Source organism: Ramlibacter sp. MMS24-I3-19 (genome assembly GCF_050320135.1).
Classification (GTDB): domain Bacteria; phylum Pseudomonadota; class Gammaproteobacteria; order Burkholderiales; family Burkholderiaceae_C; genus Ramlibacter.
Map to the genome: position 1 here is coordinate 2,043,195 of NZ_CP190017.1, position 25,385 is coordinate 2,068,579.

At 70.7% G+C, this 25,385-nt stretch carries 21 protein-coding genes and 1 pseudogene; 14 read left to right on the plus strand and 8 right to left on the minus strand.

The window, feature by feature from the left end; genetic code table 11:
• The first annotated feature begins 4 nt into the window (after positions 1-4).
• The 3 genes from ftsA (at position 5) to lpxC (ending at position 3,731) form a co-directional block, all read left to right on the plus strand.
• Positions 5-1,234 carry a cell division protein FtsA gene (gene ftsA / locus ACPWT1_RS10225; protein ID WP_427915258.1) on the plus strand — a complete coding sequence of 410 codons (1,230 nt, stop codon included), beginning with the start codon at positions 5-7 and terminating at the stop codon, positions 1,232-1,234.
• Positions 1,235-1,383: 149 nt separating this feature from the next.
• Complete coding sequence (ftsZ, locus tag ACPWT1_RS10230; protein ID WP_427915259.1) at positions 1,384-2,619, plus strand: cell division protein FtsZ; 1,236 nt, start codon at positions 1,384-1,386, stop codon at positions 2,617-2,619.
• A gap of 188 nt (positions 2,620-2,807) precedes the next feature.
• Positions 2,808-3,731, plus strand: a complete 924-nt coding sequence (gene lpxC, locus ACPWT1_RS10235; protein ID WP_427915260.1) for a UDP-3-O-acyl-N-acetylglucosamine deacetylase — start codon at positions 2,808-2,810, stop codon at positions 3,729-3,731.
• A 4-nt stretch (positions 3,732-3,735) separates the two neighbouring features.
• On the opposite strand, the gene ruvC is transcribed toward lpxC, so the two are convergent.
• On the minus strand, positions 3,736-4,284 hold the full coding sequence (gene ruvC / locus ACPWT1_RS10240) for a crossover junction endodeoxyribonuclease RuvC (protein ID WP_427915261.1): 549 nt from the start codon (positions 4,282-4,284) through the stop codon (positions 3,736-3,738).
• Positions 4,285-4,346: 62 nt separating this feature from the next.
• Between ruvC and ACPWT1_RS10245 the strand changes: the two genes are divergently transcribed.
• Positions 4,347-5,156 carry a cytochrome b/b6 domain-containing protein gene (locus tag ACPWT1_RS10245; RefSeq protein WP_427915262.1) on the plus strand — a complete coding sequence of 270 codons (810 nt, stop codon included), beginning with the start codon at positions 4,347-4,349 and terminating at the stop codon, positions 5,154-5,156.
• A complete protein-coding gene (locus tag ACPWT1_RS10250; protein ID WP_427915263.1) occupies positions 5,153-5,944 on the plus strand; it encodes a molybdopterin-dependent oxidoreductase in 792 nt (263 codons plus the stop codon). Before ACPWT1_RS10245 ends, ACPWT1_RS10250 begins: the two co-directional genes overlap by 4 nt.
• A 15-nt stretch (positions 5,945-5,959) precedes the next feature.
• On the opposite strand, the gene ACPWT1_RS10255 is transcribed toward ACPWT1_RS10250, so the two are convergent.
• Entirely contained in the window at positions 5,960-6,478 is a 519-nt protein-coding gene (locus tag ACPWT1_RS10255; protein WP_427915264.1) for a DUF1003 domain-containing protein, read from the minus strand.
• Positions 6,479-6,646: 168 nt separating this feature from the next.
• Here ACPWT1_RS10255 and ACPWT1_RS10260 point away from each other — a divergent pair, with 168 nt between their 5' ends.
• Entirely contained in the window at positions 6,647-7,558 is a 912-nt protein-coding gene (locus ACPWT1_RS10260) for a tetratricopeptide repeat protein (protein WP_427915265.1), read from the plus strand.
• A gap of 4 nt (positions 7,559-7,562) precedes the next feature.
• On the opposite strand, the gene ACPWT1_RS10265 is transcribed toward ACPWT1_RS10260, so the two are convergent.
• Complete coding sequence (locus ACPWT1_RS10265) at positions 7,563-7,895, minus strand: hypothetical protein (protein WP_427915266.1); 333 nt, start codon at positions 7,893-7,895, stop codon at positions 7,563-7,565.
• 281 nt (positions 7,896-8,176) lie between these two features.
• Here ACPWT1_RS10265 and ACPWT1_RS10270 point away from each other — a divergent pair, with 281 nt between their 5' ends.
• On the plus strand, positions 8,177-9,514 hold the full coding sequence (locus ACPWT1_RS10270; protein WP_427915538.1) for an MFS transporter: 1,338 nt from the start codon (positions 8,177-8,179) through the stop codon (positions 9,512-9,514).
• A gap of 7 nt (positions 9,515-9,521) precedes the next feature.
• Here the strand turns inward: ACPWT1_RS10270 and ACPWT1_RS10275 are convergent, their stop codons facing one another.
• The 3 genes from ACPWT1_RS10275 to argH all read right to left on the minus strand — a co-directional run bounded on the left by ACPWT1_RS10275 (position 9,522) and on the right by argH (position 12,014).
• Positions 9,522-9,755 carry a hypothetical protein gene (locus ACPWT1_RS10275; protein WP_427915267.1) on the minus strand — a complete coding sequence of 78 codons (234 nt, stop codon included), beginning with the start codon at positions 9,753-9,755 and terminating at the stop codon, positions 9,522-9,524.
• A gap of 178 nt (positions 9,756-9,933) precedes the next feature.
• On the minus strand, positions 9,934-10,479 hold the full coding sequence (locus ACPWT1_RS10280) for a hypothetical protein (RefSeq protein ID WP_427915268.1): 546 nt from the start codon (positions 10,477-10,479) through the stop codon (positions 9,934-9,936).
• A gap of 137 nt (positions 10,480-10,616) precedes the next feature.
• The gene (gene argH / locus ACPWT1_RS10285; protein ID WP_427915269.1) at positions 10,617-12,014 is read right to left on the minus strand and encodes an argininosuccinate lyase; all 1,398 of its coding nucleotides are present in this window, start codon (positions 12,012-12,014) and stop codon (positions 10,617-10,619) included.
• A gap of 86 nt (positions 12,015-12,100) precedes the next feature.
• Here argH and ACPWT1_RS10290 point away from each other — a divergent pair, with 86 nt between their 5' ends.
• The 3 genes and pseudogenes from ACPWT1_RS10290 to ACPWT1_RS10300 all read left to right on the plus strand — a co-directional run bounded on the left by ACPWT1_RS10290 (position 12,101) and on the right by ACPWT1_RS10300 (position 15,162).
• Positions 12,101-13,150: a sensor histidine kinase gene (locus ACPWT1_RS10290; protein ID WP_427915270.1), complete on the plus strand. Its 1,050-nt coding sequence runs from the start codon at positions 12,101-12,103 to the stop codon at positions 13,148-13,150.
• Positions 13,151-13,204: 54 nt separating this feature from the next.
• Positions 13,205-13,944 (plus strand): annotated as a pseudogene (locus ACPWT1_RS10295) (LytR/AlgR family response regulator transcription factor).
• Between the two features lie 42 nt (positions 13,945-13,986).
• The gene (locus tag ACPWT1_RS10300; protein WP_427915271.1) at positions 13,987-15,162 is read left to right on the plus strand and encodes an AI-2E family transporter; all 1,176 of its coding nucleotides are present in this window, start codon (positions 13,987-13,989) and stop codon (positions 15,160-15,162) included.
• Positions 15,163-15,179: 17 nt separating this feature from the next.
• Here ACPWT1_RS10300 and ppc read toward each other — a convergent pair whose 3' ends face one another.
• Positions 15,180-17,987: a phosphoenolpyruvate carboxylase gene (ppc, locus tag ACPWT1_RS10305; protein ID WP_427915272.1), complete on the minus strand. Its 2,808-nt coding sequence runs from the start codon at positions 17,985-17,987 to the stop codon at positions 15,180-15,182.
• Between the two features lie 61 nt (positions 17,988-18,048).
• On the opposite strand from ppc, the gene hemC reads away from it, so the two are divergent.
• From hemC to ACPWT1_RS10325, 4 genes are read left to right on the plus strand one after another with little or no spacing between them, the layout of a single operon-like run.
• Positions 18,049-18,966 carry a hydroxymethylbilane synthase gene (hemC, locus tag ACPWT1_RS10310; RefSeq protein ID WP_427915273.1) on the plus strand — a complete coding sequence of 306 codons (918 nt, stop codon included), beginning with the start codon at positions 18,049-18,051 and terminating at the stop codon, positions 18,964-18,966.
• Positions 18,967-18,975: 9 nt separating this feature from the next.
• Positions 18,976-19,737, plus strand: coding sequence for a uroporphyrinogen-III synthase (locus tag ACPWT1_RS10315; RefSeq protein WP_427915274.1), 762 nt, complete (start codon positions 18,976-18,978; stop codon positions 19,735-19,737).
• Positions 19,734-20,816, plus strand: coding sequence for a uroporphyrinogen-III C-methyltransferase (locus ACPWT1_RS10320; protein WP_427915275.1), 1,083 nt, complete (start codon positions 19,734-19,736; stop codon positions 20,814-20,816). Before ACPWT1_RS10315 ends, ACPWT1_RS10320 begins: the two co-directional genes overlap by 4 nt.
• 9 nt (positions 20,817-20,825) lie before the next feature.
• The gene (locus ACPWT1_RS10325) at positions 20,826-22,079 is read left to right on the plus strand and encodes a heme biosynthesis protein HemY (RefSeq protein ID WP_427915276.1); all 1,254 of its coding nucleotides are present in this window, start codon (positions 20,826-20,828) and stop codon (positions 22,077-22,079) included.
• Between the two features lie 70 nt (positions 22,080-22,149).
• Here the strand turns inward: ACPWT1_RS10325 and ACPWT1_RS10330 are convergent, their stop codons facing one another.
• Positions 22,150-25,215, minus strand: coding sequence for an Rne/Rng family ribonuclease (locus ACPWT1_RS10330; RefSeq protein WP_427915277.1), 3,066 nt, complete (start codon positions 25,213-25,215; stop codon positions 22,150-22,152).
• Positions 25,216-25,385 lie beyond the last annotated feature (170 nt).

Sequence of the window (25,385 nt, forward strand, 5' to 3'; positions counted from 1 at the left end):
GGACATGGCGAAGGAATACAAGGACCTAGTCGTCGGGCTGGACATCGGCACGGCCAAGGTGATGGCGGTGGTCGGCGAGGTGATGCCGGGCGGCGAGCTGAAGCTCGCGGGCCTCGGCATCGCGCCGTCCAACGGCCTCAAGCGCGGCGTGGTGGTGAACATCGACGCCACTGTGCAGAGCATCCAGCAGGCGCTGAAGGAGGCCGAGCTGATGGCCGACTGCAAGATCACGCGCGTCTACACCGGCATCACCGGCAGCCACATCCGCGGCATCAACTCCAGCGGCATGGTGGCGGTGAAGGACAAGGAAGTGACGCCGGCCGACGTGGCCCGCGTCGTCGAGACCGCGCGCGCCATCAACATCTCCACCGACCAGCGCCTGCTGCTGGTGGAGCCGCAGGAATTCGTGATCGACGGCCAGGACGTCAAGGAGCCGATCGGCATGAGCGGCATCCGGCTGGAAGCCAAGGTGCACATCGTCACCGGTGCCCAGAGCGCGGCCGAGAACATCATCAAGTGCGTGCGCCGCTGCGGCCTGGAGGTCGAGCAGCTGATGCTCAACCCGCTGGCCACCAGCCAGGCCGTGCTGACCGACGACGAGAAGGAACTGGGCGTGGCGCTGGTCGACATCGGCGCCGGCACCACCGACGTGGCCATCTTCACCGGCGGCGCCATCCGGCACACCGCCGTGATCCCGATCGCCGGCGACCTGATCACCAGCGACATCGCGATGGCGCTGCGCACGCCGACCAAGGACGCCGAGGACATCAAGGTCGAGAGCGGCTACGCCAAGCAGCTGCTGGCCGACCCGGAGCAGCAGGTCGAGGTGCCCGGGCTGGGCGACCGCGGTCCGCGCATGCTGTCCAAGCAGGCGCTGGCCGGCGTCATCGAGCCGCGTGTCGAGGAGATCTATTCGCTGGTGCAGCAGGTCGTGCGCGAATCGGGCTACGAGGAGGTGCTGTCCTCGGGCATCGTGATCACCGGCGGCAGCTCCGTGATGCCCGGCATGGTCGAACTGGGCGAGGACATCTTCCTCAAGCCGGTGCGCCGTGGCGTGCCGACCTACCGCGGCGCCCTGGCCGACATGGTGGCGCAACCGCGCGCGGCCACGGTCATGGGCCTGCTCGAAGAGGCGAGGCTCGCGCGCATGCGCGGCTTCAAGGTGGCGCAGCAGAACGGGTCGATGAAGACCGCGTTCTCGCGCCTGCGCGACTTCATCGTGGGGAATTTCTGATGCGGGTGCACAAGCGCTGGCTGGCGCGCGGCAGTCCGCCGTTGCGACGACGTTCGCGATGGCGGTGCACCGATCCGCCGTCGTGACCGTTCAACACCGCATCCAACAACAAACGTAGTGGCAACTGCAATCGAATCCAGGAGTTCAAGATGTCCATCGAAATGATCGAAGTCGAAGAGTTCCACCAGGGCACGCAGATCAAGGTGATCGGTGTCGGTGGTGGTGGCGGCAATGCCGTGGAGCACATGATCGGGCGCGAGGTGCAGGGCGTGGAGTTCATCTGCGCCAACACCGACGCGCAGGCGCTCTCGCGCAGCGCAGCGCACAAGGTGATCCAGCTGGGCAACAGCGGGCTGGGCGCCGGCAGCAAGCCCGACAAGGGCCGTGATGCGGCCGAGGCGGCCGTCAACAGCATCCGCGAGGCGATCCAGGGCGCGCACATGCTGTTCATCACCGCCGGCATGGGCGGCGGCACGGGCACGGGCGCCGCGCCGGTGATCGCGCGCGTGGCCAAGGAGATGGGCATCCTCACCGTCGGCGTGGTGACCAAGCCGTTCGACTGGGAAGGTGGCCGCCGCATGACCAACGCCGACCAGGGCCTGGCGGAGCTGGAGGCCAACGTCGACTCGCTGATCGTGGTGCTGAACGAGAAGCTGCTCGAGGTGCTGGGCGACGACATCACCCAGGACGAGGCCTTCGCGCACGCCAACGACGTGCTGAAGAACGCCGTCGGCGGCATCGCGGAAATCATCAACGTGCCCGGCCACGTCAACGTGGACTTCGAGGACGTGCGCACGGTGATGGGCGAGCCGGGCAAGGCGATGATGGGCACGGCCGTGGCCTCGGGCCCCGACCGCGCGCGCATCGCCGCCGAGCAGGCCGTGGCCTGCCCGCTGCTGGAAGGCATCGACCTGTCGGGCGCCAAGGGCGTGCTGGTGCTGATCACCGCGGCCAAGGGCAGCCTCAAGCTGTCCGAGTCCAAGCTGGCGATGAACACCATCCGTGCCTACGCGTCGCCGGATGCGCACGTCATCTACGGCACGGCCTACGACGACGACCTCGGCGACCACGTGCGCGTCACGGTGGTGGCCACGGGCCTGTCGCGCCATGGCCAGCAGCGCCGTACGGCGCCCCCGCTGCAGGTGCTGCGCACCGGCACGGACAACGTGCCGTTCAACGTGCCCACCGTGAGCCAGGCCGTCGGCGGCCCGGGCGCCATCGTCACGCAGGAGATGCAGCGCTCGCAGCCCGACTACGGCGGCATGGCGGTGCCCAGCGTGTGGCGCACCAACCGCACGCAGGCCGCGGCCAAGGTGGACGCGCTGTCCTCCGGCGGCATGGACGACTTCGAGATCCCCGCCTTCCTGCGCAAGCAGGCCGACTGAGGCGCTGGGGCAGGTCGAGCGTTGACCGTGGTGGACGCGGACGTCCGCCCTTCGGGGCCGCCACTCCAGGTGGCGGCCCCACTTTCCCTGCCCGCGGTCCCATGGGCCGGTTCCTGCCTATGACAGGCATAGGAAGAGCCATGTCCCTCGCCGCGTGGCGCCATCGCCGGGCTCCTAAAATCGAGGGCATGCTCCGACAACGCACCCTCAAGTCGCTCACCCGCGCCGTCGGCGTGGGTCTGCACAGCGGCCACCGCGTGGAGCTCACGCTGCGGCCCGCCCAGCCGGACACCGGCCTCGTGTTCCGTCGCGTCGACCTGCCGGAGCCGGTGGACATCGTCGTCTCGGCCGAGTCGGCCACCGACCTGCGCCTAGCCTCGACGATCTCCAACGGCTCGGCCAAGGTGCGCACCGTCGAGCACCTGCTGTCGGCGTGCGCCGGCCTCGGCATCGACAACCTGTACATCGACATCACCGCCGAGGAAGTTCCCATCCTCGACGGTTCGTCGTCCTCGTTCGTGTTCCTGCTGCAGAGCGCGGGCATCGAACTGCAGGACGCGCCGCGCCGCTTCATCCGCGTGACGCGGCCGGTGGAGGTGCGCGAAGGGGAGGGCGACAACCTCAAGTGGGCTCGCCTGTCCCCCTACAACGGCTTCAAGGCCAGCTTCGAGATCGATTTCGCGCACCGCGTGGTCGACTCGACGGGCCAGCGCTACGAGTTCGACCTCGGCAGCGGCAACTACAGCCGCGATATCGCGCGCGCGCGCACCTTCGGCTTCACCAAGGACCTGGAGATGATGCGGGCCAATGGTCTCGGCCTGGGCGGCGGCCTCGACAACGCCGTCGTGATGGACGATTACCGCGTGCTCAATTCGGACGGCCTTCGCTACGACGACGAACTGGTCAAGCACAAGATCCTCGACGCGATGGGCGACCTGTACCTGCTGGGCAAGCCGCTGCTCGCCGCGTACGAGGCGTTCCGCTCGGGCCACGCGATGAACAACAAGTTGCTGCGTGCCCTGCTGGCCCAGGAGGACGCCTGGGAGTTGGCGACCTTCGAGGACGATCGCCAGGCACCCGCCGGCTTCCTGCAGCCGGCACGCGCCTGGTAGCGGCTCAGTAGGTCCGACCGGCGCGGTACATGCCGCTGGTGCGGCGCGCGGTCGTCGTGGCCTGCGCCAGCCGTGCGATCGAAGCACCCGCGTGCGCGTGCGTGATCGCCAGGCCCAGGGCATCGGCGGCATCCGGGCCCGGCACGCCGGGCAGCTTCAGCAGCCTCTGCACCATCGCCTGGACCTGTGCCTTGGCTGCCTGCCCGTGGCCCGCGATGGCGCGCTTCATCTGCACCGCCGTGTATTCCGCCACGGGCAGGTCGCAGGCCACCAGCGCGGTGACGCAGGCACCGCGTGCCTGGCCCAGCAGCAAGGTCGATTGCGGATTGGTGTTGACGAACACGATCTCCACCGAGGCTGCATCCGGGCGATACCGCTCGCGGACTTCGGCGATGCCGTCGAACAGCACCTTGAGCCGCGCGGGCAGGTCGCCGCGGGCAAGGTGGGTGGTGGTGATGGTGCCGCTGGCGACGTAGGCCAGCGCCGGGCCATCGACGTCGACCACGCCGAAGCCGGTGGTCTGCAGGCCGGGGTCGATGCCGAGAATACGCATGGCTGGGCTGGAGTCTACCTGCGCGCGTGCAATGGCGACGCGATGGTGCAAGACTGCGATGCATGGCCACCACCCCCGATTCCGGCCTGGTGTACCGGCACCGGCTGCCCGTGCGCGTGATGCACTGGATCAACGTCGTCTGCGTCGTGGTGCTGTTGGGGAGCGGACTGCAGATCTTCAACGCGCATCCCGCGTTGTCGTGGGGCGACGATTCGCGGCCGGGTGCTCAGGTGCTGGAGATCGGGCAGCGTCGCGAGGGCAACCGCGCCGTGGGCGTCACGCGCATCGGTGGCCACGAGTTCGTCACCGATGGCGTGCTGGGCGTCTCGCGCGGGCCCGACGGGGCGACGATGGCGCGCGCGTTTCCATCGTGGGCCACGATCCCTGGCCCGCAATGGCTGGCGATGGGGCGCCTCTGGCACTTCTTCTTCGCCTGGCTTTTCGTCCTCAATGGACTGTGCTACCTGGCGTGGACCATCTTCAGCGGCCACCTGCGGGGCGACCTCGTGCCCACGCGTCGCGAATGGCGCGGCATCGGGCGCTCGATCGTCGACCACCTGCGCCTGCGGCATCCGCACGGCGACGAGGCGCGCCGCTACAACGTGCTGCAGAACATCGCGTACCTCGGTCTCGTGTTCATCGTGCTGCCGCTGATCGTGGTGTGCGGCTGGGCGATGTCGCCGCTGCTCGATGGCGTGGGCACCGGCTGGGTCGACTGGCTCGGGGGCCGGCAGTCGGCGCGCACGCTGCATTTCCTCGGCGCGCTGCTGCTGGTGGCCTTCGTGCTGGTGCACCTGTTCGAAGTGGTGGTCACTGGGCTGGGCAACAACATCCGCTCGATGCTGACCGGCTACTGGAGGGTCCCTGAATGACGTCCGCCAAGCCTTTCTTCGAGCAGCGGCGCGAACGCCGCAAGCTGCTGCGGGCCGCGCTGGTGGCCGCCGCGGGCGGGTCGCTCGCCGGCTGCGATGGCTTGAGCCACAACGAGACCGTGGTGGACGTGCTGCGCACGGCGGAGGCCCTGAACCGCCGCGTGCACCGGACGATCGGCCGCCGCGCAATGGCCCAGGAATTCGCGCCCGCCGACATCGCGCCGGTGTTCCGCGCGAACGGCACCACGGTGCCTGCGGGCCAAACCTATGCGGCCCTGCTGCGCAATGGCTTCGCGGACTGGCGCCTTCGCGTCGACGGGCTGGTCGCCCAGCCGCAGGAATTCACTCTGGCGCAGCTGCGGGAGATGCCGGCGCGCACCCAGGTCACGCGCCACGATTGCGTGGAGGGCTGGAGCTGCATCGGCCAGTGGAAGGGCCCGCGCCTGTCGCACGTGCTGCAGCTGGCGCGGCCCACGCCCGACGCGAGATTCGTGGTGTTCCACTGCCTGGACCGCATGGACGAGGGCGACGACCGCAGCCTGTACTACGAGAGCATCGATCTCGACGATGCGTACCACGAGCAGACGCTGCTCGCCCTGGAACTCAACGGACGACCGCTGCCGGTGGAGAACGGCGCGCCGCTGCGCGTGCGCGTCGAGCGGCAGCTGGGCTACAAGCAGCCCAAGTACGTGCACCGCATCGAGCTGGTCGCGGGCCTCGGCCACCTGGACCAGGGGCGCGGCGGCTACTGGGAGGACCAGGGCTACGCCTGGTACGGCGGCATCTGACGTCGGTGGACGGCGCTAGCGGCCGCCGTAGGCGGCCTCGATCTCCTGGCTGATGGTCTCGGGCCGCACGGCTTCGGCCAGCGCGGCGATCTCGGGATCGTCCTCCTCCAGCGCGCCCATCTTGCGGGCGATGGCCTGCAGCAGCACCAGCATCTTGGTGTTCTCCTGCTCGGACAGCAGGTTGATCTGCAGGTCCAGCTGCGTGCGCCGCTCGGTGAGCCGCATCTCGTAGTTCTGCGCGATCAGGATGAACGCGGACAGGAAGATCGCCTCCAGCGACACGCACAACGTGAGGAAGGTGAACGGGTAGGGATCGAACCGCTTCGGACCCAGCGTGTTCCAGCCGATCCAGGCGGCGAACAGCGCGGCATGGATCCACACGAACGACATCTGGCCGCAGAAGCGCGCCACGCTCTCGGCGACCCGGTCGGCGAAGGTGCGCTGGCGCTTGGACCAGCGCTCCATGCCGCGAATGCGCTCCACGTTGCGTCGGATGATCTTGCCCGCCTCGACGCGGGTGGGGGACTGGCTCATGCGGGACCTCCTGCAGGCGATCTCGCGAGCTTAGCGAGCAATGGCCGAGCCAGGGGCGGTCGCCGGCGCCGCGCGCGTGGTCCTACCCGATGCGCCGGCCCAATCCCACCGCTTCGGTGGCGCGATGCGGCGCATCCTCAACCCGCCGTCATCTCACCGGAGAGCGCCATGAAGACCAGGCATTGGATCGCGTGGGCCATCTCGCTGGCCCTGCTGTTCGCGCTGCCCAACCTCGTGTGGGCACAGGCCGAACCTACCCTCGACCAGATCTACCAGGCCGCCAATGCGGGCCAGCTGCCGAAGGCGCAGGGGATGATCGACCAGGTGCTGCGCACGCATCCCGACAGCGCCAAGGCGCACTACGTCAAGGCCGAACTCTCCGCACGCCAGCACGATGCGGCCGCCGCACGGCAGGAATTGGCCACGGCCGAGCGCCTGGCTCCAGGATTGCCGTTCGCCAAGCCAGGCGCGGCGCAGGCGCTGCGCACGCAGGTCGAACACCTGGGCAGCGCGCCGAGCCAGGACGTCACGCGGCAGATGGGCGCCTCGGCACGGCCCGACGCGCCGCAGCCCGCGGCTGCAAGGGGATTGCCCTGGGGCACACTGGCGCTCGGAGCCGCGATCCTCGTTGGCCTGGTGGCGCTGATGCGCCGGCGCAATCGCCCGCTCGCGTCGGGTTATGGAAGTGGGCCCATGGGCAGCGGTCCTGCGCAGGGGCCGATGACGAATGCCGGCTACGGACCGGGCATGCAGCCGCCAGGGTATGGACCCGGGTACGGCCCGTACGGCGGTTATCCGCAGCAGGGCATGGGTTCGGGCATCGGGCGCGGCCTGGCGACGGGGCTCGCCGTCGGCGCGGGTGCGGTGGCGGCCAGCGAGATCGGTCGCCGCATGTTCCACCCGGACGGCTCGCAGGTGATGCCGGATGCGTCAAGCACCGGGAGTGCGTGGACCGGCGATGCCGGGGCCATGGACAACGCCGACATGGGCGGCCAGGACTTCGGGGTCAACGACGCCGGGTCCTGGGACAGCGGTGGCGGGATGGACTCCGGCGACGTCGGTGGAGGCGACTGGAACTGAAGCGTCAGCGGTGCGGCACCGAGCGCGGCAGCAGCCGCAGGCCGTTGGGCCGCGACGGCGCGCCGCCGCGGAAGCCATGGTGCCAGCCCGGGCCGCTGCGGTAGACGAGGCTGCCGCTGAAGAACACCGGCGGGCCGTACCAACCCGGCGCATACGCGTAGGGATACGGATAGGGCGTCGCGTAGTACGGGTAGGGCGCAGGTGCAACCGCGACCGGCGCCGACGAGTCGTAGACCACGCCCGGCGGCGGGCCGGCTACCGGGGCGGCCGGATAGACCGCGCAGCCCGTGGTGAGCACGGTGGCTGCGAGCAGGGAGAGCCAGTGAAAGGGACGCATGGTGGGGATCCTCGGCGTCCATGGTGCCCCGAACTGGCGCTGCGCGGGTGTCCCGGCCGCAAAGCGCGCAGCCGGGTGTAAGCGCCGCGCCACAACACTGCGCCGACTGTGAAATCCTTGCCGTGCCGGCGCATGGTGCCGGCAAGCCCATGTCAGCCTGGCGCCAGCCCGCGTGCGCGCACGCCGTGGTCAAATCGCCGCCCGTTCCCGACTGCCGCGCCCTGAACTCCACCGCCGACCTCCGTCATCCCGGCCTGCCCGTGCCGCAGCGCTACGAGGCGATGGCGGTCATCATCCTGGGCATCGCCGTCTCGGTCCTCGACGGCACCGTGGTCAATCTCGCGCTGCCGGCCGTCGTGCGCGACCTGCAGTCGACCGCGGCATACGCCGTGTGGGTGGTCAACGCCTACCAGCTCGCCACCCTCGCCCTGCTGCTGCCGCTGGCCAACCTGGGCGACCGCGTGGGCTACCGGCGCGTGTACCTTGCCGGCGTCGTCGTGTTCACGCTCGCCTCGCTGCTGTGCAGCCTCGCCACATCCCTGCCCGCACTGGCGATTGCGCGCGCGGTGCAGGGTGCCGGCGCGGCCGGGATCATGTCGGTGAACGCCGCCCTCGTGCGGCTGACGTATCCCAGTGAGCAGCTGGGGCGCGGCATCGCGATCAATTCGATGGTCGTCGCCACTGCGTCGGTCGCCGGCCCGGCGGTCGCGGCCGCGGTGCTGTCGGTGGCGGGCTGGCCGTGGCTCTTCGCGATCAACGTCCCGCTCGGGCTGCTGCTGCTCGGCGTCGGCTGGCGCGCCTTGCCGCGCAACGTGGCCTCGCGCGCGCCCGCAGGTCGCCTGTCCCCGCTCGACGTGGTGCTCAATGGCGCGATGTTCGCGCTGCTGTTCCTGGGCGCCGACACGCTCGGCGTGCGCGCGGGCCATGCGGACGGCGGATCGCTGCTCACCGGCGCCGGCCTGATCGGCGGTGCGATCGTGATCGGAGCGGTGCACGTGCGCCGCCAGTTGCTGCAGGCGCAACCGCTGCTGCCGCTGGACCTGCTGCGGATCCGCATCTTCCGGCTGTCGATGGCGACCTCGGTCTGCGCGTTCTGCGCCCAGACGCTGGCGTACATCGCGCTGCCGTTCCTGCTGCTGGATGCATGGCGGCTCAGCGCGGGGCAGGGCGGCCTGCTGATGGGATGCTGGCCGGCCGCGGTGATCGTGGCGGCTCCGGTGGCCGGACGCCTGATCGGGCGCTACCCGGGCGGGCTGCTCGGTGCCATCGGCCTCGGCGTCCTCGCGGCCGGCCTGGCGCTGCTGGCCGAAGCGGCCATGCATCCCGAGGCGCCGGTGCTGTGGTGGCGGCTCGTGGTGTGCGGCCTGGGCTTCGGCCTGTTCCAGTCGCCGAACAACCACACCATCATCACCAGCGCACCGGGCAACCGCGCCGGTGCCGCCAGCGGGATGCTGGGGACCGCGCGCCTCACGGGCCAGTCGCTGGGCGCGGTGTGCATCGCGACCGTGTTCGCCTTCGCGGGCGCCGGACACGGCCGCGGCGCGCTGGCCGCGCTGTCGCTGGGCGCGGGCTTCGCTGCCGCGGCCGCGATCTTCAGCGGCCTGCGCGTGCGCGGATAGCCCGGCCTCAGTAGATCTGTCCCGAGCCCATCGTCACCGGCGCTGGTGCCGGTGCTGCAGCCGTTGCGGCCGGGCCTGCCGCGGCCGGTGCGGTGGCGACGGGGGCCGGGGCGGTCGCCACGGGTGCGGCGGCGGGTGTCGCAGCCACCGGTTCGCCGCCGCCTCCCCCTCCGCACGCCGCCAGCCACAAGGTGGCGATCAAGGCCGGCACCTGCATTCCCCTGCTGCCTTCGTGTTGCATGCCAATGCTCCATCGGGCGGGTGGCCAGCGCAGCACCGTCGCAGCCCGGCGCGCCCCCGTCATCGCGCACCGGACCGGCGTGCGCGCGCCGCACGCACGGGAGATCCGGCGTGGGCTGCGCAAGCCTGCGTGTGGGATGAACGAGCGGTCCGGCGTGCGTATTCCGCGCCGGGCTACGTCACTGCAACCGGGTGCCACCCGGGCCGGAGCGGCCGGGGAGCCCGGCCGGCAGCGAGGCATCGCCGAGGCGGCTCTCGAGGGCTTCGACGACCGTGCCCACGCCCAGCGCTGCGGCGACGTCGTCGCGGCTGAGCGCCAAGCCCCGGCGGAAGTGCCTGAGCGCGACCTCGTGGTCGTCTTCCACCAGCGCGGCGAACCCGCGCGCGAAATGGCCGAGCGGCTGGCTGGCGCACAGCGCGAAGAGCGGCTGCCAGGTGGCGAGGGCCGCGGCCGTGCGCCGGGCGCCGAACTGCAGCAGGCCCAGCTGGTAGCGCGCCAGGTGCAATTCGGGCGCCAGGCGCAGGGCCACCGCATAGGCGTCCTCGGCGAGCACGAGATCGCCGCGGCACGCATGCTCGGCCCCCATCAGCAGGTGTGGCACGCCCGATGCCGGCGCGAGCGCGCTGGCCTGCGCGAAGTGGGACAGCGCCAGCGCCGTGCGCTGCTCGACGCTGGCGGCGAGACCGCGGTCGAGGCAGTCGTCGTAAGCCACGGGGATGGACATGGAACCTCCTGCCGGCTGTGATGCACGCCGCAGGGTAGGCCGCGAACGGCAGCGAATCCAGTGCAGGAATCGCCAGCCTGCGGGGTGGGCGAGGCCGCCCTCCTCCAGGTGGAGGAGCGGCGCCGCGGACCGCAGGCCTAGCGGGCGGGCAGGGACGCGCGGCGCGCGGCGATGGCGCGGCGCACCTGCTCTGTGGCGGTGCCGCCGACGACCCTGCGTGCCTCCACCGAGCCGCGTAGCGACAGCACGTCGTAGACGTCCTGGCCGATCGCGGCGTGGAACTGCTGCAGGGCGGGCAGCGGCAGCTCGGACAGGTCGCAGCCCTGCTGCTGCGCCGACTTGACGGCGTGCGCCACGATCTCGTGCGCGTCGCGGAACGGCAGGCCCTTCTTCACCAGGTAGTCGGCCAGGTCGGTGGCGGTGGCGAAGCCCTTGCGCGCCGCCGCTTCCATCGCGTCGCGGTTGACGGTGATGCCGGCCATCATCTCCGCGAAGATGCGCAGCGTGTCCTTGAGCGTGTCGACGGTGTCGAACAGCGGCTCCTTGTCTTCCTGGTTGTCCTTGTTGTACGCGAGGGGCTGGCCCTTCATCAGCGTCACCAGGCCCACCAGGTGGCCGACCACGCGGCCGGTCTTGCCGCGCGCGAGTTCCGGCACGTCCGGGTTCTTCTTCTGCGGCATGATCGACGAGCCGGTGGTGAAGCGGTCGGCGATGCGGATGAAGCCGAAGGTCTGGCTGCTCCAGAGCACCAGTTCCTCCGAGAGGCGGCTGATGTGCACCATGGCCAGCGTTGCGGCGGCGCTGAACTCGATCGCGAAGTCGCGGTCGCTCACGGCGTCCAGCGAGTTCTCGCACAGGCCTTCCATCTCCAGCGCCTTCGCCACCGCCTGCCGGTCCAGCGGATAGCTGGTGCCGGCCAGCGCGGCGGCGCCCAGCGGCAGCCGGTTCACGCGCCGGCGCACGTCGGCCATGCGTTCGGCGTCGCGCGCGAACATCTCCACGTAGGCCAGCATGTGGTGGCCGAAGCTCACGGGCTGTGCCACCTGCAGGTGGGTGAAGCCGGGGAGGATGGCGTCGAGGTTGCGCTCGGCCAGGTCCAGCAGCGCGCGCTGCAGGTCCGAGAGGAGGGCTGCGATCAGGTCGATCTCGCCGCGCAGCCACAGGCGCACGTCGGTGGCGACCTGGTCGTTGCGGCTGCGGCCGGTGTGCAGGCGCTTGCCGGCGTCGCCCACCAGCTGCGTGAGGCGCGCCTCGATGTTCAGGTGCACGTCCTCCAGATCGAGCTTCCAGTCGAAGCCGCCGGACTCGATTTCCTGCGCGATCTGGGCCATCCCGCGCTGGATGGCCGCCAGGTCCTGGGCCGGGATGATTCCCTGGGCGGCCAGCATGCCGGCATGGGCCAGCGAACCCTGGATGTCGGCGCGCCAGAGGCGCTTGTCGAAATCGACGCTGGCCGTGTAACGCTTGACCAGGTCGCTCATCGGCTCCGTGAAAAGAGCCGACCATGCCTGGGACTTGTGTTCGAGTTGCGACATAGGGGACCCGGCGAAGGCCCGGGAAGGTTATCCCGGCGTGGCGCGGGAGGGGAACTCACCAATAATCGGGTTGCGCGGATCAACCCATGGACGACTCCCACATTTTATCGGCCTTCACGGAGCTTACTCCGGATGCCCGGGCGTCCCGGGCGCGGCCGCGCGCCATGCCGCGTCCCGTGTTCGATGCCTGCCATGTGGGCGTGGTGCTGCGGGCCGTGCTGTGGGTGGAGGCCGTGGTGGTCGTCGGCGCGATGTTCGCGGCGAACGGCTGGCATGAATGGCTGCTGCAGGCCGCCCTGGCCAGCGCCGTGGCCCTGCCGGCCACCGTCCTGTGGCTGCTGGCGGCGTGCGCCTGCAAGGGCTACCTGTCGCTGCTGCGTCCCGGCCTGCAGCATGTGGCCGGCATCCTGCTCGGCGCGCTGGCCGGCCTGGCCGGCGGAGGCCTGCGGGCCCTGGTGGTTCCGGGCGCGACGGTGCCGTGGTTCGCGTCCGCCTGCGCCGGCGCTCTGCTCGCCGCCGCGCTGGTGGCGGCGCTGGTGCTGCGCGCCAAGGGCCGCATGCCGGCGGAGACCGCGGCGCGGCTCTCGGAGCTGCAGGCGCGCATCCGGCCGCATTTCCTCTTCAACACGTTGAACAGCGCCATCGCGCTGGTGCGCGAAGACCCGGCGCGGGCCGAACTGGTGCTCGAGGACCTGAGCGACCTGTTCCGCCACGCGCTGGCCGACCAGGGCGAGGCCGTCACGCTGGAGAAGGAGGTCGCCATCGCGCGCGCCTACCTCGAGATCGAGCAGGTGCGCTTCGGCGACCGGCTGCAGGTGGAATGGTCGATCGATCCGCAGGCGGACAAGGCCAAGGTGCCGCCGCTGCTGCTGCAGCCGCTGGTCGAGAACGCCGTCAAGCACGGCGTGGAGCCCAGCGCCACAGGCGCCCAGGTCAAGGTGACCACGCAGCGGCGCAACGGCATCGTGGTGATCAAGGTGACGAACACCGTCCCGGCCGGCCAGGGCTCGCCCGGCCATGGCATTGCCCAGGGCAACGTGCGCGAGCGGCTGCGGCTGCTGCACGACGTTCAGGCGCAGTTCCGCACGGCCCTGAAGGACGGGATCTACCAGGTGAGGATGGAGGTGCCGGCCTGAGGCCGGCGGTGCAACGGCAACGGAGGCGCCCTGCGCGCAGGAGGTCTGGACATGATGGAGAGCCTGCAGGTCCTGGTGGTCGACGACGAACCGCTCGCGCGCGCGCGCATGCGCACGCTGCTGGGCGACTGCCAGTCGCCGCGCGTCGTGGTCACCGGGGAGGCTTCCAACGCCATCGAGGCGATGGAGCAGTTGCGCCGCGGCGTGGCGGACGCAGTGATGCTGGACGTTCACATGCCCGGTGCCGATGGGCTGGCCCTGGCCCAGGCCCTGCGCGGCATGGCGCGCGAGCCCGCGGTGGTGTTCGTCACCGCCCATGCGGAGCACGCGGTGGCGGCGTTCGACCTGGAGGCGGTTGACTATCTCACCAAGCCCGTGCGGCTGGACCGGCTGCAGGTCGCGCTGCAGAAGGTCGAGCGGGTGCTCACGACACGCCGGGAACGGGGCAGCCGCAGCCCGAGATGCTGGTGATCCAGGACCGTGGCAGAACGGAACGCGTCCCGCTGTCGGAGGTTCTCTATTTCAAGGCCGAATTGAAGTACATCACGGTCCGTACCGCATCCAGAAGCTATATCCTTGACGCATCGCTCAGCGACCTCGAGGAGCGCCACGCCGCGCACTTCCTGCGCGTCCACCGCAATGCGCTGGTCGCCCGGCGCGCGGTGCGTGCCCTCGAGAAGCACGACGACCCCGAAGAGGGCGAAGGCTGGGCGGTGCGGCTCAACGGCATCGACGAGCTGCTGATGGTGTCGCGGCGCCAGCTGACCGCGGTACGGGAGGCGCTCACGCGGTAGCCGCGGCGCTTTGGGGGCTCGGACGGACGAATTGAAGGCCCCATGAACGAAGAGCAGCAGGTCCAGCGGGTTCTCCGGGAAGTACCACCGCCGGACACGATCGATCCGCAGGCGCCACCGCAGGTGGTGCTGCACGCCGATTCCGACCCGCGCAGCGTCGGCCTGATCGTGCTGTCCACGCTGGCCATCCTGGCCATCCTGAAGTGGGCCAGCGCGTTCTTCATCCCGCTGATGCTCGGCTTCGTCTTCTACTACGCGCTGTCGCCGATCGTCGAGGCGCTGGCCCGGGTGCGCATCCCGCGGGCGGTCACCGCCGGTGTCCTGATTCTCGCGATCCTGGCCGGCAGCGGCGCCACCATCTATTCGATGGCCGACGACGCCAACGACCTGATCAACTCGCTGCCATCGGCGGCGCAGCGGTTACGCACCGCCGTGCAGGAGCGCTTCGGCAAGCGCTCGGCGCTGGACACGGTGCAGAAGGCCGCCACGGAACTGGAGAAGACGGCGCAGGCGGCGAAGAAGACGGCGCCCCCCAGCGGGGTGCAGCGGGTGATCGTCGAGCGCCCCCCGTTCGACCTGCGCGACCACCTGTGGACGGGCACCGTGGGACTGGTGAGCCTGATCGGGCAGATCACGGTCGTGACGTTCCTCAGCTTCTTCCTGCTCGTCTCCGGCGACACGTTCCGCCGCAAGCTGGTCAAGATCACCGGTCCTGGGCTGTCCGAGAAGAAACTCACGGTGCAGGCGCTCGACGAGATCAACGTGCAGATCCAGCGCTACATGCTGGTCAACCTGCTGGTCAGCCTGGGCGAGGGATTGCTCATCACCGGCGTATTCACCTGGCTCGGGATCAAGCACGCCGCGGTCTGGGGCGTCGTGGCGGGCGTCCTGAACCTGGTGCCCTACGTCGGCTCGGCGCTGTTCACGGTGGCCGCCGTGCTGGTGGTGTTCGTGCAGTCCGGCGAGGTGGAGGATGCGCTGCTGGTAGGTGGCATCTGCATCGCCATCAACACGATCAAGGGCAACCTGCTGGTGCCATGGCTCACCAGCAAGGCCAGCCGGATGAACGCGGTCTCCGTGTTCATCGGCGTGTTGTTCTGGGGCTGGCTGTGGGGCGTCTGGGGGCTGCTGCTGGGCATCCCCATCATGATGGTCATCAAGGCAGTCTGCGATCGCGTCGACCACCTGAAGCCCGTGGGCGAGCTGCTCGGCACCTAGCGACCGGAGCAGCGTGCTCACCCGGTGTTGCGCAGTCCCGCGGCGATGCCGTTGATGGTCATGTGGATGCCCCGGTGCACGCCTTCGTCGGCGTCGCCGCCGCGGTAGCGCCGCACCAGCTCCACCTGCAGGTGGTGCAGGGGGTCGATGTACGGAAACCGGTAGCGGATCGACCGCTGCAGCGCCGGGTTGCTGGCGAGGCGCTGGCGCTCCCCCGTGATCTGCTGCAGCGCGTCCACCGTGCGCTGCCACTCCGCCTCGATGGCGCCCGAGATGCGCTTGCGCAGTCGTGCATCCGCCACGAGGCCCGCATAGCGCGAGGCCAGCGCGAGGTCGCACTTGGCCAGCACCATGTCCATGTTGGACAGCAGCGCGCGGAAGAACGGCCATTGCCGGTGCATCTTCTGCAGGAGCGCGAGCGACTCGGCGCGCGGACGCGCAGGATCGTCGAGGAACGCCCGCACCGCGGAGCCGAAGCCGTACCAGCCATTGAGCGTGGCGCGGCACTGACCCCAGCTGAAGCTCCAGGGGATGGCGCGCAGGTCCTCGATGCGCTGGCTGGACTTGCGTGATGCCGGGCGCGAGCCGATGTTCAGTTCGGCGATCTCACGGATCGGCGTGGCGCCGAAGAAGTAGTCGGTGAAGCCCGGCGTCTCGTACACGAGGGAGCGGTACGCCCGCATGCTGGCCTGCGACAGTGCCTCGGCCGCATCGAGGAACGCGCGCGGCGCCGCCTTCGTCGGTTGCAGCAGCGTCGCCTCCAGCGTGGCGGCCACCAGCGTCTCCAGGTTGCGGCGGCCGATCTCCGGGTTGGCGTACTTGGAACCGATCACCTCGCCCTGTTCCGTCAGGCGGATCTGCCCTCGCACGGTGCCCGGCGGCTGCGCGAGGATCGCCTGGTAGCTCGGGCCGCCGCCGCGCCCCACGGTGCCACCACGGCCATGGAACATGCGCAGGCGGATGCGATGCGAAGCGTGCAGTTCGTCGAACAGTTCCACCAGCGCGCTGCCGGCGCGGTACAGCTCCCAGTTGCTGGTGAAGATGCCGCCGTCCTTGTTGCTGTCGCTGTAGCCGAGCATCACGTCCTGCTCGCCGCCGGAGCGCTGCACCAGGCGCGCGATGCCGGGCAGGGCATAGAACCCGCGCATGATGGGCGCCGCGTTGCGCAGGTCCTCGATCGTTTCGAACAGGGGCACCACGATCAGGTCTGCTTTCCCATGGTCGTCGAGCGTTCCCGTCATCAACCCGACTTCCTTCTGCAGCAGCAGGACCTCCAGCAGGTCGCTCACCGCCTCGGTGTGGCTGATGATGTAGTGGCGGATCGCCTCGGGCCCGAACAGGCGCCGCATGCGCAGCGCGGCCTCGAAGACGGCGAGCTCGCGTTGCGCGTGGTCCGAGTACGGATGGCCGATCACGCGCAGCGGTCGTGCGTCGCCCAGCAGCCGCAACAGCAGCTCGCGCCGACGCTCCTCCGGCAACGCCGCGTAATCGGGCTCGACGCGGGCCGTGGCCAGCAGTTCCGCCACGACCGCCTCGTGCTGATCGGACGTCTGCCGCAGGTCCATCGTCGCGAGGTGAAACCCGAACACTTCGACCGCACGCAGCAGTGGCTGCAACCGGTGCTTCACCAGCGCGCCGGAGTGGCCGGCCAGCAGCGAGTCGCGCACGGTGGCGAGGTCGGCGTGGAACTCGGCGGCGGACGCGTAGGGATCCTGCGGCGGCAGGACGTGGCGCGCGGCGTCGCCGCCCGTGAGCTCCTTCAGCGTGGCCGCCAGGCGCGCGTACATCCAGGCGAGCGCCCGGCGGTACGGCTCGTCCTCGCGGTGCTCGTTGTGGTCGGGCGAGCGCTCGGCCAGGTCCCGCATCTCGGCCGTGACGTCGACGAGCATCGCCGACACCGACAGCTCGCGGCCGAGGAAGTGCACCTCGGTGAGGTAGTGGCGCAGCGCGACCTCGCACTGGCGGCGCAGGGCCTGCTCCAGCGTGCGGGCATCGACGTTCGGATTGCCGTCGCGGTCGCCGCCGATCCACATGCCCATGCGCAGGAAGGACGCCACCGGCTGGGTGCCGAGTTCGCGCTCGAGGCCGGCATAGAGACGCGGGATCTCGCGCAGGAAGGTGGCGTCGTAGTACGACAGCGCGTTCTCGATCTCGTCGGCAACGGTCAGCCTCGAAAAGCGCAGCAGTCGCGTCTGCCACAGCTGCATCACCCGCGCGCGGACCTGCGCCTCGTTGTCGGCCAGTTCGCGCGGCGCGAGTGCGTCCTTGGGCAGCGCGCGCGCCTTGATCTCGTCGCGCTCGGCAAGCAATTGCGCAATCTCGCGTTCGGCGTCGAGGATGGACTTGCGCTGCACTTCCGTCGGGTGCGCCGTGAGCACGGGCGACACGTAGCTGTGGGCCAGCGTCTGGGCGATGGCGCGAGGCGTGATGCCGGCCCAGCGCAGCCGCGCCAGCGCCACCTCGATCGTGCCTTCCTGCGTGTCGCCTGCGCGCTCGTGCACTTCCCGGCGGCGGATGTGGTGCCGGTCCTCCGCCAGGTTGGCCAGGTGGCTGAAGTAGGTGAACGCACGGATCACGCTCACCGCCTGGTCGCCGCTGAGCGTCTTGAGCAGCGACTTGAGCGCGCGGTCGGCCTCCTGGTCGGCATCGCGGCGGAAGGCGACGGACAGCTTGCGGACGCGCTCGACGAGGTCGAAGGCCGCCACCCCTTCCTGCTCCCGGATCACGTCGCCGAGGATGCGGCCCAGCAGGCGGATGTCTTCGACCAGGGGCCGTTCGTTGTCGCGCGCGCGCCGGGCCGGGGTGCCCGGCGTGGGGGATGGCATGAACTCTCTCGCTGCTTAATTCTTAGGCAGTGCGGATGCTAGCATCGGCTCCACGATTTCCATGCAGGTCGACAGCGTGAGCAAGATCATCATCGCCACCCGCGAGAGCCGCCTCGCTCTCTGGCAGGCCGAGCACGTGCAGGCGTTGCTCACGGCCCAGGGCCACCAGGTCAGCCTGCTCGGCATGACCACCCGCGGCGACCAGATCCTCGATCGCAGCCTCAGCAAGGTGGGCGGCAAGGGCTTGTTCGTGAAGGAACTCGAGATCGCGCTCGAGGAGGGCCGGGCCGACCTGGCGGTGCATTCGCTCAAGGACGTGCCGATGGACCTGCCCGATGGGTTCAGCCTTGCGTGCGTGATGGAGCGCGAAGACCCGCGCGATGCGCTCGTGTCGCCGAAGTACGCGTCGATCGACGAGCTGCCCCAAGGGGCGATCGTGGGCACGTCGAGCCTCCGTCGTGTCGTGCTGCTGCGCGCCTTGCGTCCGGACCTGCGCATCGAGCCGCTGCGCGGCAACCTGGACACGCGGCTGCGCAAGCTCGACGAGGGTCACTACGACGCCATCGTGCTGGCCGCCGCCGGCCTCAAGCGCCTGGGGCTGGCGCAGCGCATCCGGCAGGTGTTCGAACCCACGCGGATGCTGCCCGCCGCGGGGCAGGGCGCCCTCGGCATCGAGGTGCGCACCGACCGCGACGACCTGTTGCAGGCACTGGCGCCACTGGCGCACCACGCCACGTGGCTGGCCGTCGCGGCCGAACGGGCGGTGAGCCGCGCGCTGGGCGGCAGCTGCTCCATGCCACTGGCGGCGCACGCCACGGTGCAGGGCGAGGTGCTGCGCCTGGATGGCGCGTGGGGCGACCCGGAGCGCGCGACGCCGCTGGTGCGGGCGCAGGCGAGCGGCACGGTCGGAAGCCTGGAGGAGGCCTCGGCGCTGGGCACCGAAGTCGCCGCGCAGCTGCGCGCCGGCGGCGCGCACTGAGCCGCGCCCATGCGCGTGGTGCTGACCCGCCCCGCGGCTGACGCGGCGCGCTGGTCCTCCGAGCTGGTCCGGCGTGGCCACCAGGTGCTCGCCTTGCCCCTCATCGACATCGGTCCGCTCGCGGACATGACGCCAGTCCGGACCGCCTGGACGAATCTGCCGAAGATCCAGGCCGCCATGTTCGTCAGCGCGAACGCAGTGCGGCACTTCATGGCCGCGGCTGGTGGCACCGCATGGCCGGCTGGAACGCAGGCGTGGGCCACCGGGCCGGGTACCGTCGCGGCGCTGCACGAGGCACGGGTGCCGGCGGCGCAGATCGTCGCCCCGCGTGCAGACGCACCGCAGTTCGACTCCGAGGCCCTGTGGCACGAGGCCGCGGCGCGCGTGAAGCCGCAATGGCGCGTGCTCATCGTGCGCGGCGCGGGGTCCGATGGCGCGACCGGCCGCGAGTGGCTCGCGCAGCAGTTGCAGCAAGCGGGTGCGCAGGTGGAGCAGCTCGCCGTCTACGAGCGCCGGCGACCCACGTGGACGGAGGCGCAACGAGCGTCGGCACGCGACGCTGCAGCCGATGGATCGGTCTGGCTCTTCAGCAGTTCGGAGGCGATCGCCAACCTGCGCGCACTCGCGCCTGGCGTCGGGTGGGCGCGTGCGCGTGCCCTCGCGACCCATGAGCGCATCGCCCGGGCGGCCCGGGAGGCGGGCTTCGGCGACGTGATGCAGGTGCGCGCCACCCTTGATGCGGTGGTGCGCACCCTAGAATCGTCCCGATGAGTGCCGCAGAGCCCGCCCCCGAGATCGACAACCCCGCTCCCGTGACTCCCCTGGCGCCGCAGCCCCTGCAAGGGCAGGACAGCAGCCAGCGCCGCAGCCCGATCTCCCGGTTTGCCTTCGCGCTGTTGCTGGTGCTGACCCTGGCCGCGCTGGGAGCCAGCGTGCTCCTGTGGCAGAAACTGTCCGGCATCCAGGAGCAGCTCGCGCGCCAGAGCGCCGATGCAGGCAGCAATGCCGTCGAGGCGCGTGCCATGGCGCGCCAGGCACAGGATCTCGCGCGCGACGTTGCCGGCCGCCAGGCCATCACCGACACGCGCCTGAGCGAAGTGGCGCTGCAGCGAACGCAGCTCGAGGAGCTCATGCAGAGCCTCTCGCGCTCGCGCGACGAGAACATGCTGGTCGACATCGACGCAGGCCTGCGGCTCGCGCAGCAACAGGCGCAGCTCACGCTCAGCGCGGAGCCGTTGCTGTCGGCGCTGCGGACGGCCGACCAGCGCCTGTCGCGCGCCGGCGAGCCCAGGCTCGTGCGCGTGCGCAGCGCGATCGCCCGCGACATCGAGCGCGTGAAATCGGCGGCGATCACGGACGCCCCCGGTGTGCTGCTGCGGCTGGACGAAGTCGCGCGCCAGGTCGACGACCTGACGCTGGCCAATGCCGTCGGTCCTGCCAGTCCCGCTTCGGCCCGGCGCGCCGACACCGTTCCGGCCAGGCCGCAGCCCTGGTGGCGCAAGTGGCTGGCGTCGGTGCAGGAGGAGGCGCGTTCGCTGGTGCGCGTGAGCCGCATCGACCAGCCCGAGGCCGTGCTCCTCGCACCGGACCAGGCCTTCTTCCTGCGCGAGAACCTCAAGTTGCGGCTGATGAATGCGCGCCTGGCGCTGCTGGCACGGCAGACCGACGCGGCGCGCGCCGACCTGGCCACCGCGGCCGCGGCGCTCACGCGCTATTTCGATCCCGGTTCGCGTCGCACGCAGACGCTGGCCACCTCACTGCAGCAGATGCAGCTGCAGCTGCGCTCGGTGGACCTGCCGCGCATCGACGAGACCCTGGCCGCGCTGGCGGCGGCCGGCGCGAGCCGCTGAGGAGGCACGATGCGCGCTGCCATCTGGCTCCTCGTGCTGTTCTCCGTCGCCGCGGCGGTGGCGCTCTTCGCCGGCAACAACCAGGGCACGGTCACCGTGTTCTGGCCGCCGTACCGGCTGGACCTGTCACTGAATCTCGTGCTGCTGCTGCTGGTGGCTGCCTTCCTGCTGCTGCACACCGCGCTGCGGGCGCTGTCGGCCCTGTTCGACCTGCCCAGGCAAGCGCTGCGCTGGCGCACGCAGCAGAAGGAGCGCGGCATGCACGCGCTGCTGCTCGATGCGCTATCGCACCTGCTGGCCGGCCGCTACATCCGGGCGCGCAAGTCGGCCGAGGCGGCCCTGGTGCAGGAGGCGTCGCTGTCGGCAGGAGGAGCCGGGCCCGGCAACGGCGCGCAGCTGCGCACGCTGGCACACCTGCTGGCCGCCGAGAGTTCCCAGGCGCTGCAGGATCGTCCGGCGCGCGAACAGCACCTGCAGTCCGCCCTCGAACAATCGACCGCCCGTGAAGGGCTGGAGACCCACGAAGGCGCCCTGATGCGCGCCGCACGCTGGTCGCTCGAGGACCACGAGCCGCAAGCCGCCATCGACTGGCTCCAGGGGTTGCCCGGCGGTGCCGGCCGCCGCACGCTGGCCCTGCGCATGAAGCTCAAGGCCGCGCGGCTGGCCCGCCACACGGCCGCTGCGCTGGAGACGGCGCGGCTGCTGGCCAAGCACCGCGCGTTCTCGCCCGCCGCCGCCAGCAGCCTGGTTCGCGGCCTGGCCACCGACCTGCTCAATGGCGCGCACGACCCGGCGCAGCTGCAGAAAGCCTGGGCGTCGCTGGAACCCGCGGAGCGCGCGATGCCCGAACTGGCGATCCATGCCGCGCAACGGCTCGTGGCCATCGGGGGCGACGCGCATCTCGCCCGCGACTGGCTGCTGCCCGTGTGGGAGCAGCAGCACCAGCTGGGCGACAGCCTGAAGGTCAAGCTCGTGCTGGCGCTCGAGCAGGGCCTGGATTCGATCGACGGTGCGTGGCTGGCGCGCATCGAGGCGGCCCAGCGCGCCAATCCGCGCGACGCCACGCTGCAGTACCTGGCCGGCGCGGCCTGCATGAAGCGGCAACTGTGGGGCAAGGCGCAGCAGCTGATGCGCCAAGCGGCCCTGGCCCTGCAGGACCCGGGCCTGCACCGCGACGCGTACCGTGCGCTGGCGCGGCTGGCCGAGGAACGCGGCGACGAGGAAGCGGCCCGCACGGCCTGGAGGCAGGCCGCGGTCGACTGAGTCCCTCCACCGCGCCCATGAAAAAAGGCCCGTCATCGACGGGCCTTCTTCTTGCCGCGCGGTCAGCGCATCACTGCAGCGGTGCCGGCGGCTGCTGCTCGAACGGCAGCTTCAGCTCGCTCAGGTCGCGGCGCGTTTCCACCAGCACCAGCGGGCCTTCGTCGATCTGGACCACGGGCGGACGCTCGCGCGGCACGTGGATCGGCTTGGGCTCGGCGGCGATGGCGGCCTGCACCGCAGCGATCTTCTCCGCGTCCGAGTTCACCCACTGCAGGCCGGAGCCGGTGGCGATCTGCGCCAGCTGGTCCACGGGCAGCTGGAACGGCTGCACCTTGGGCAGGCCCTTGGCGGCAGCGGGCGCGGGCGCGGGCTTTGCAGCGGGCGCCTGCACGGCGATCGGGGCCATCGGCGCAGGCGCTGGGGCCGCGCGCCTGTCGCTCGGCTCGTCGTTGACGAACGCGTTGCCGTAGCGCGGGCGACGCTCGGCGTCTTCACCCTGCGTCTCCGCCTGCGGAGGCTGCTGCAGGTCCGCGGTCTCGCCCGCCGGTGCGTCCTCGCGCGGCTGCCGGTCGCGGCGGTCGCGGCCATAACGGTCGCGCGAGCGGCGCGCGTCGCGGCGGCCTTCGCCACCCTCGGCATGCGCAGCATCCTGGCCCGGCGCAGCGCCTTCGGCCAGCGCCGCCGACTCCTGGCCTTCGACCACGTCGCCCTCGGTCACCTGCTCCGGCAACTGCTCGCGGGGACGGCGTTCGCCGCGCTCACCGCGCTCACCGCGCTCACCGCGCTCACCGCGCTCACCGCGCTCACCGCGCTCACCGCGCTCACCGCGCTCGCGACGGCCTTCGCCACGGTCGCCGCGCTCACCGCGCGGCGGACGATCGCCACGCGGCGCCTGGCCTTCGGTGGCTTGCTGCGCGTCCTGCGTCAGGCCCTCGGGCGCGCGCTGCTCCTCGCCACGGCGCTCGTCGCGGCGTTCGCGCGGCGCGCGGTCGCCACGGGCTTCCCTCGGCTCACGCGGTTCACGGGCCTCGCGGGGTTCACGTGGCTCACGCGCTTCGCGGGCTTCGCGGGCTTCGCGGGCTTCGCGCGGCTCGCGCCCCTCGCGCTGCTCGTTGCGCTCGCCACGCTGCGGCCGCTCGCGGCGGCCTTCCGCGCCTTCGGGACGGTGGCCCTGCTGGCCTTCGGCACCTTCGGCCACCGCGCGGTCGCGGCGCTGCTCGCTGTCACGGCGACCTTCGCCGCCGCGGTTGCGATCGCGGCCCCGGCCGCGACCACCACGGCCTTCGCCGCGCTCGCCGCGTTCGCCACGGGCTTCGCGCTTCTCGGGCGTGGCCGCGGTTGTCGTGGCAGCAGTGGCGGCAGGCGCCGGCGCAGCGGACGGTTGCGGGCTGAACAGACTCTTGAACCAGGCGAAGAAGCTCGGCTCCGGCGCGGGCGTCGGCACGGGCGTGCGCGGCGGACGCGCAGCAGGAGCGGCTGCCTGCGGCGCGGGCTCGGCCACCTTCTCCGGCTTGGGCGGCGCGATCGGCGCCGGCATGTCGGGCAGCACGCCCTTGATGACCGGCTCCTGGCGATTGGCGCGCTCCTGCGAGCGGCGCGTGACCTCGGTCTTCTCCTCGACTTCCTCGGCCATGTGGTAGCTGGCCTTGAGGTTGTCCAGGCGCGGATCGTCGTGCTTCAGGCGCTCGAGCTTGTAGTGCGGCGTGTCGAGCGACTTGTTCGGCACCATGATCACCGCGATGCGCTGCTTGAGCTCGATCTTGGCGATCTCGGTGCGCTTCTCGTTCAGCAGGAACGACGCCACCTCCACCGGCACCTGGCAGTGCACGGCGGCGGTGCTGTCCTTCATGGACTCTTCCTGGATGATGCGCAGGATCTGCAGCGCCGAGCTCTCGGTGTCGCGGATGTGGCCGTGGCCGCCGCAGCGGGGGCAGGGGATCGACGCACCTTCCGACAGCGCGGGGCGCAGGCGCTGGCGGCTCATCTCCATCAGGCCGAACTTGCTGATGGTGCCGAACTGCACGCGGGCGCGGTCCTGCCGCAGCGCGTCGCGCAGGCGGTTCTCCACCTCGCGGCGGTTCTTCGACTCCTCCATGTCGATGAAGTCGATGACGATCAGGCCGCCCAGGTCGCGAAGGCGCATCTGGCGCGCCACTTCGTCGGCGGCTTCCAGGTTGGTGCGGGTGGCGGTCTCCTCGATGTCGCCGCCCTTGATGGCGCGCGCCGAGTTGACGTCGATGGACACCAGCGCCTCGGTGTGGTCGATCACGATCACGCCGCCGGAAGGCAGCTTCACCTCGCGCGCGTACGCCGACTCGATCTGGTGCTCGATCTGGAAGCGCGAGAACAGCGGGGCATCGTCGCGGTACCGCTTCACGCGCGCCGCGTGCTCGGGCATCACGTGCGACATGAACTGCTGCGCCTGGTCGTAGATCTCGTCCGTGTCGATCAGGATGTCGCCGATGTCGTTGTTGAAGTAGTCGCGGATCGCGCGGATCACCAGCGACGACTCCTGGTAGATCAGGAACGCGCCCTTGCCGCCCTTGGCCGCGCCGTCGATGGCGTTCCAGAGCTTGAGCAGGTAGTTCAGGTCCCACTGCAGCTCGGGCGCGCTGCGGCCGATGCCGGCGGTGCGGGCGATGATGGACATGCCGTTGGGGTACTCCAACTGGTCCATGTTCTCCTTGAGCTCCTGCCGGTCCTCGCCCTCGATGCGGCGCGAGACGCCGCCACCGCGCGGGTTGTTGGGCATCAGCACGACGTAGCGGCCGGCCAGCGAGATGAACGTGGTCAGGGCCGCGCCCTTGTTGCCGCGCTCTTCCTTCTCGACCTGCACCAGCAGTTCCTGGCCTTCGCGGATCGCCTCGTTGATGCGGGCCTGCGAGGCCGACACGCCGGGCGCGAAGTACTGCTTGGAGATTTCCTTGAACGGCAGGAAGCCGTGGCGGTCCTCGCCGTAGTCGACGAAGCAGGCTTCCAGCGAAGGCTCGACGCGCGTGACGACGGCCTTGTAGATGTTGCCCTTGCGCTGTTCGCGCCCTTCGATCTCGATTTCGTAGTCGAGGAGCTTCTGCCCGTCGACGATGGCCAGCCGGCGCTCTTCGGCCTGCGTGGCGTTGATCAGCATCCGCTTCATAGCGTCACCTTTTTGTTCTCACGTCTCAATACGACCCGCAACGGGTCCACGATGCCGTGGCAGGCGCTGTGCGAAACGGGAACGGAAGGTGCGCGGCGACGCTGCTGACCAGCCAGGGGCTAGGTCAGCAGGCGGATGGGCGGCGCATGGACGAGGGCGAGGCGGGGGCC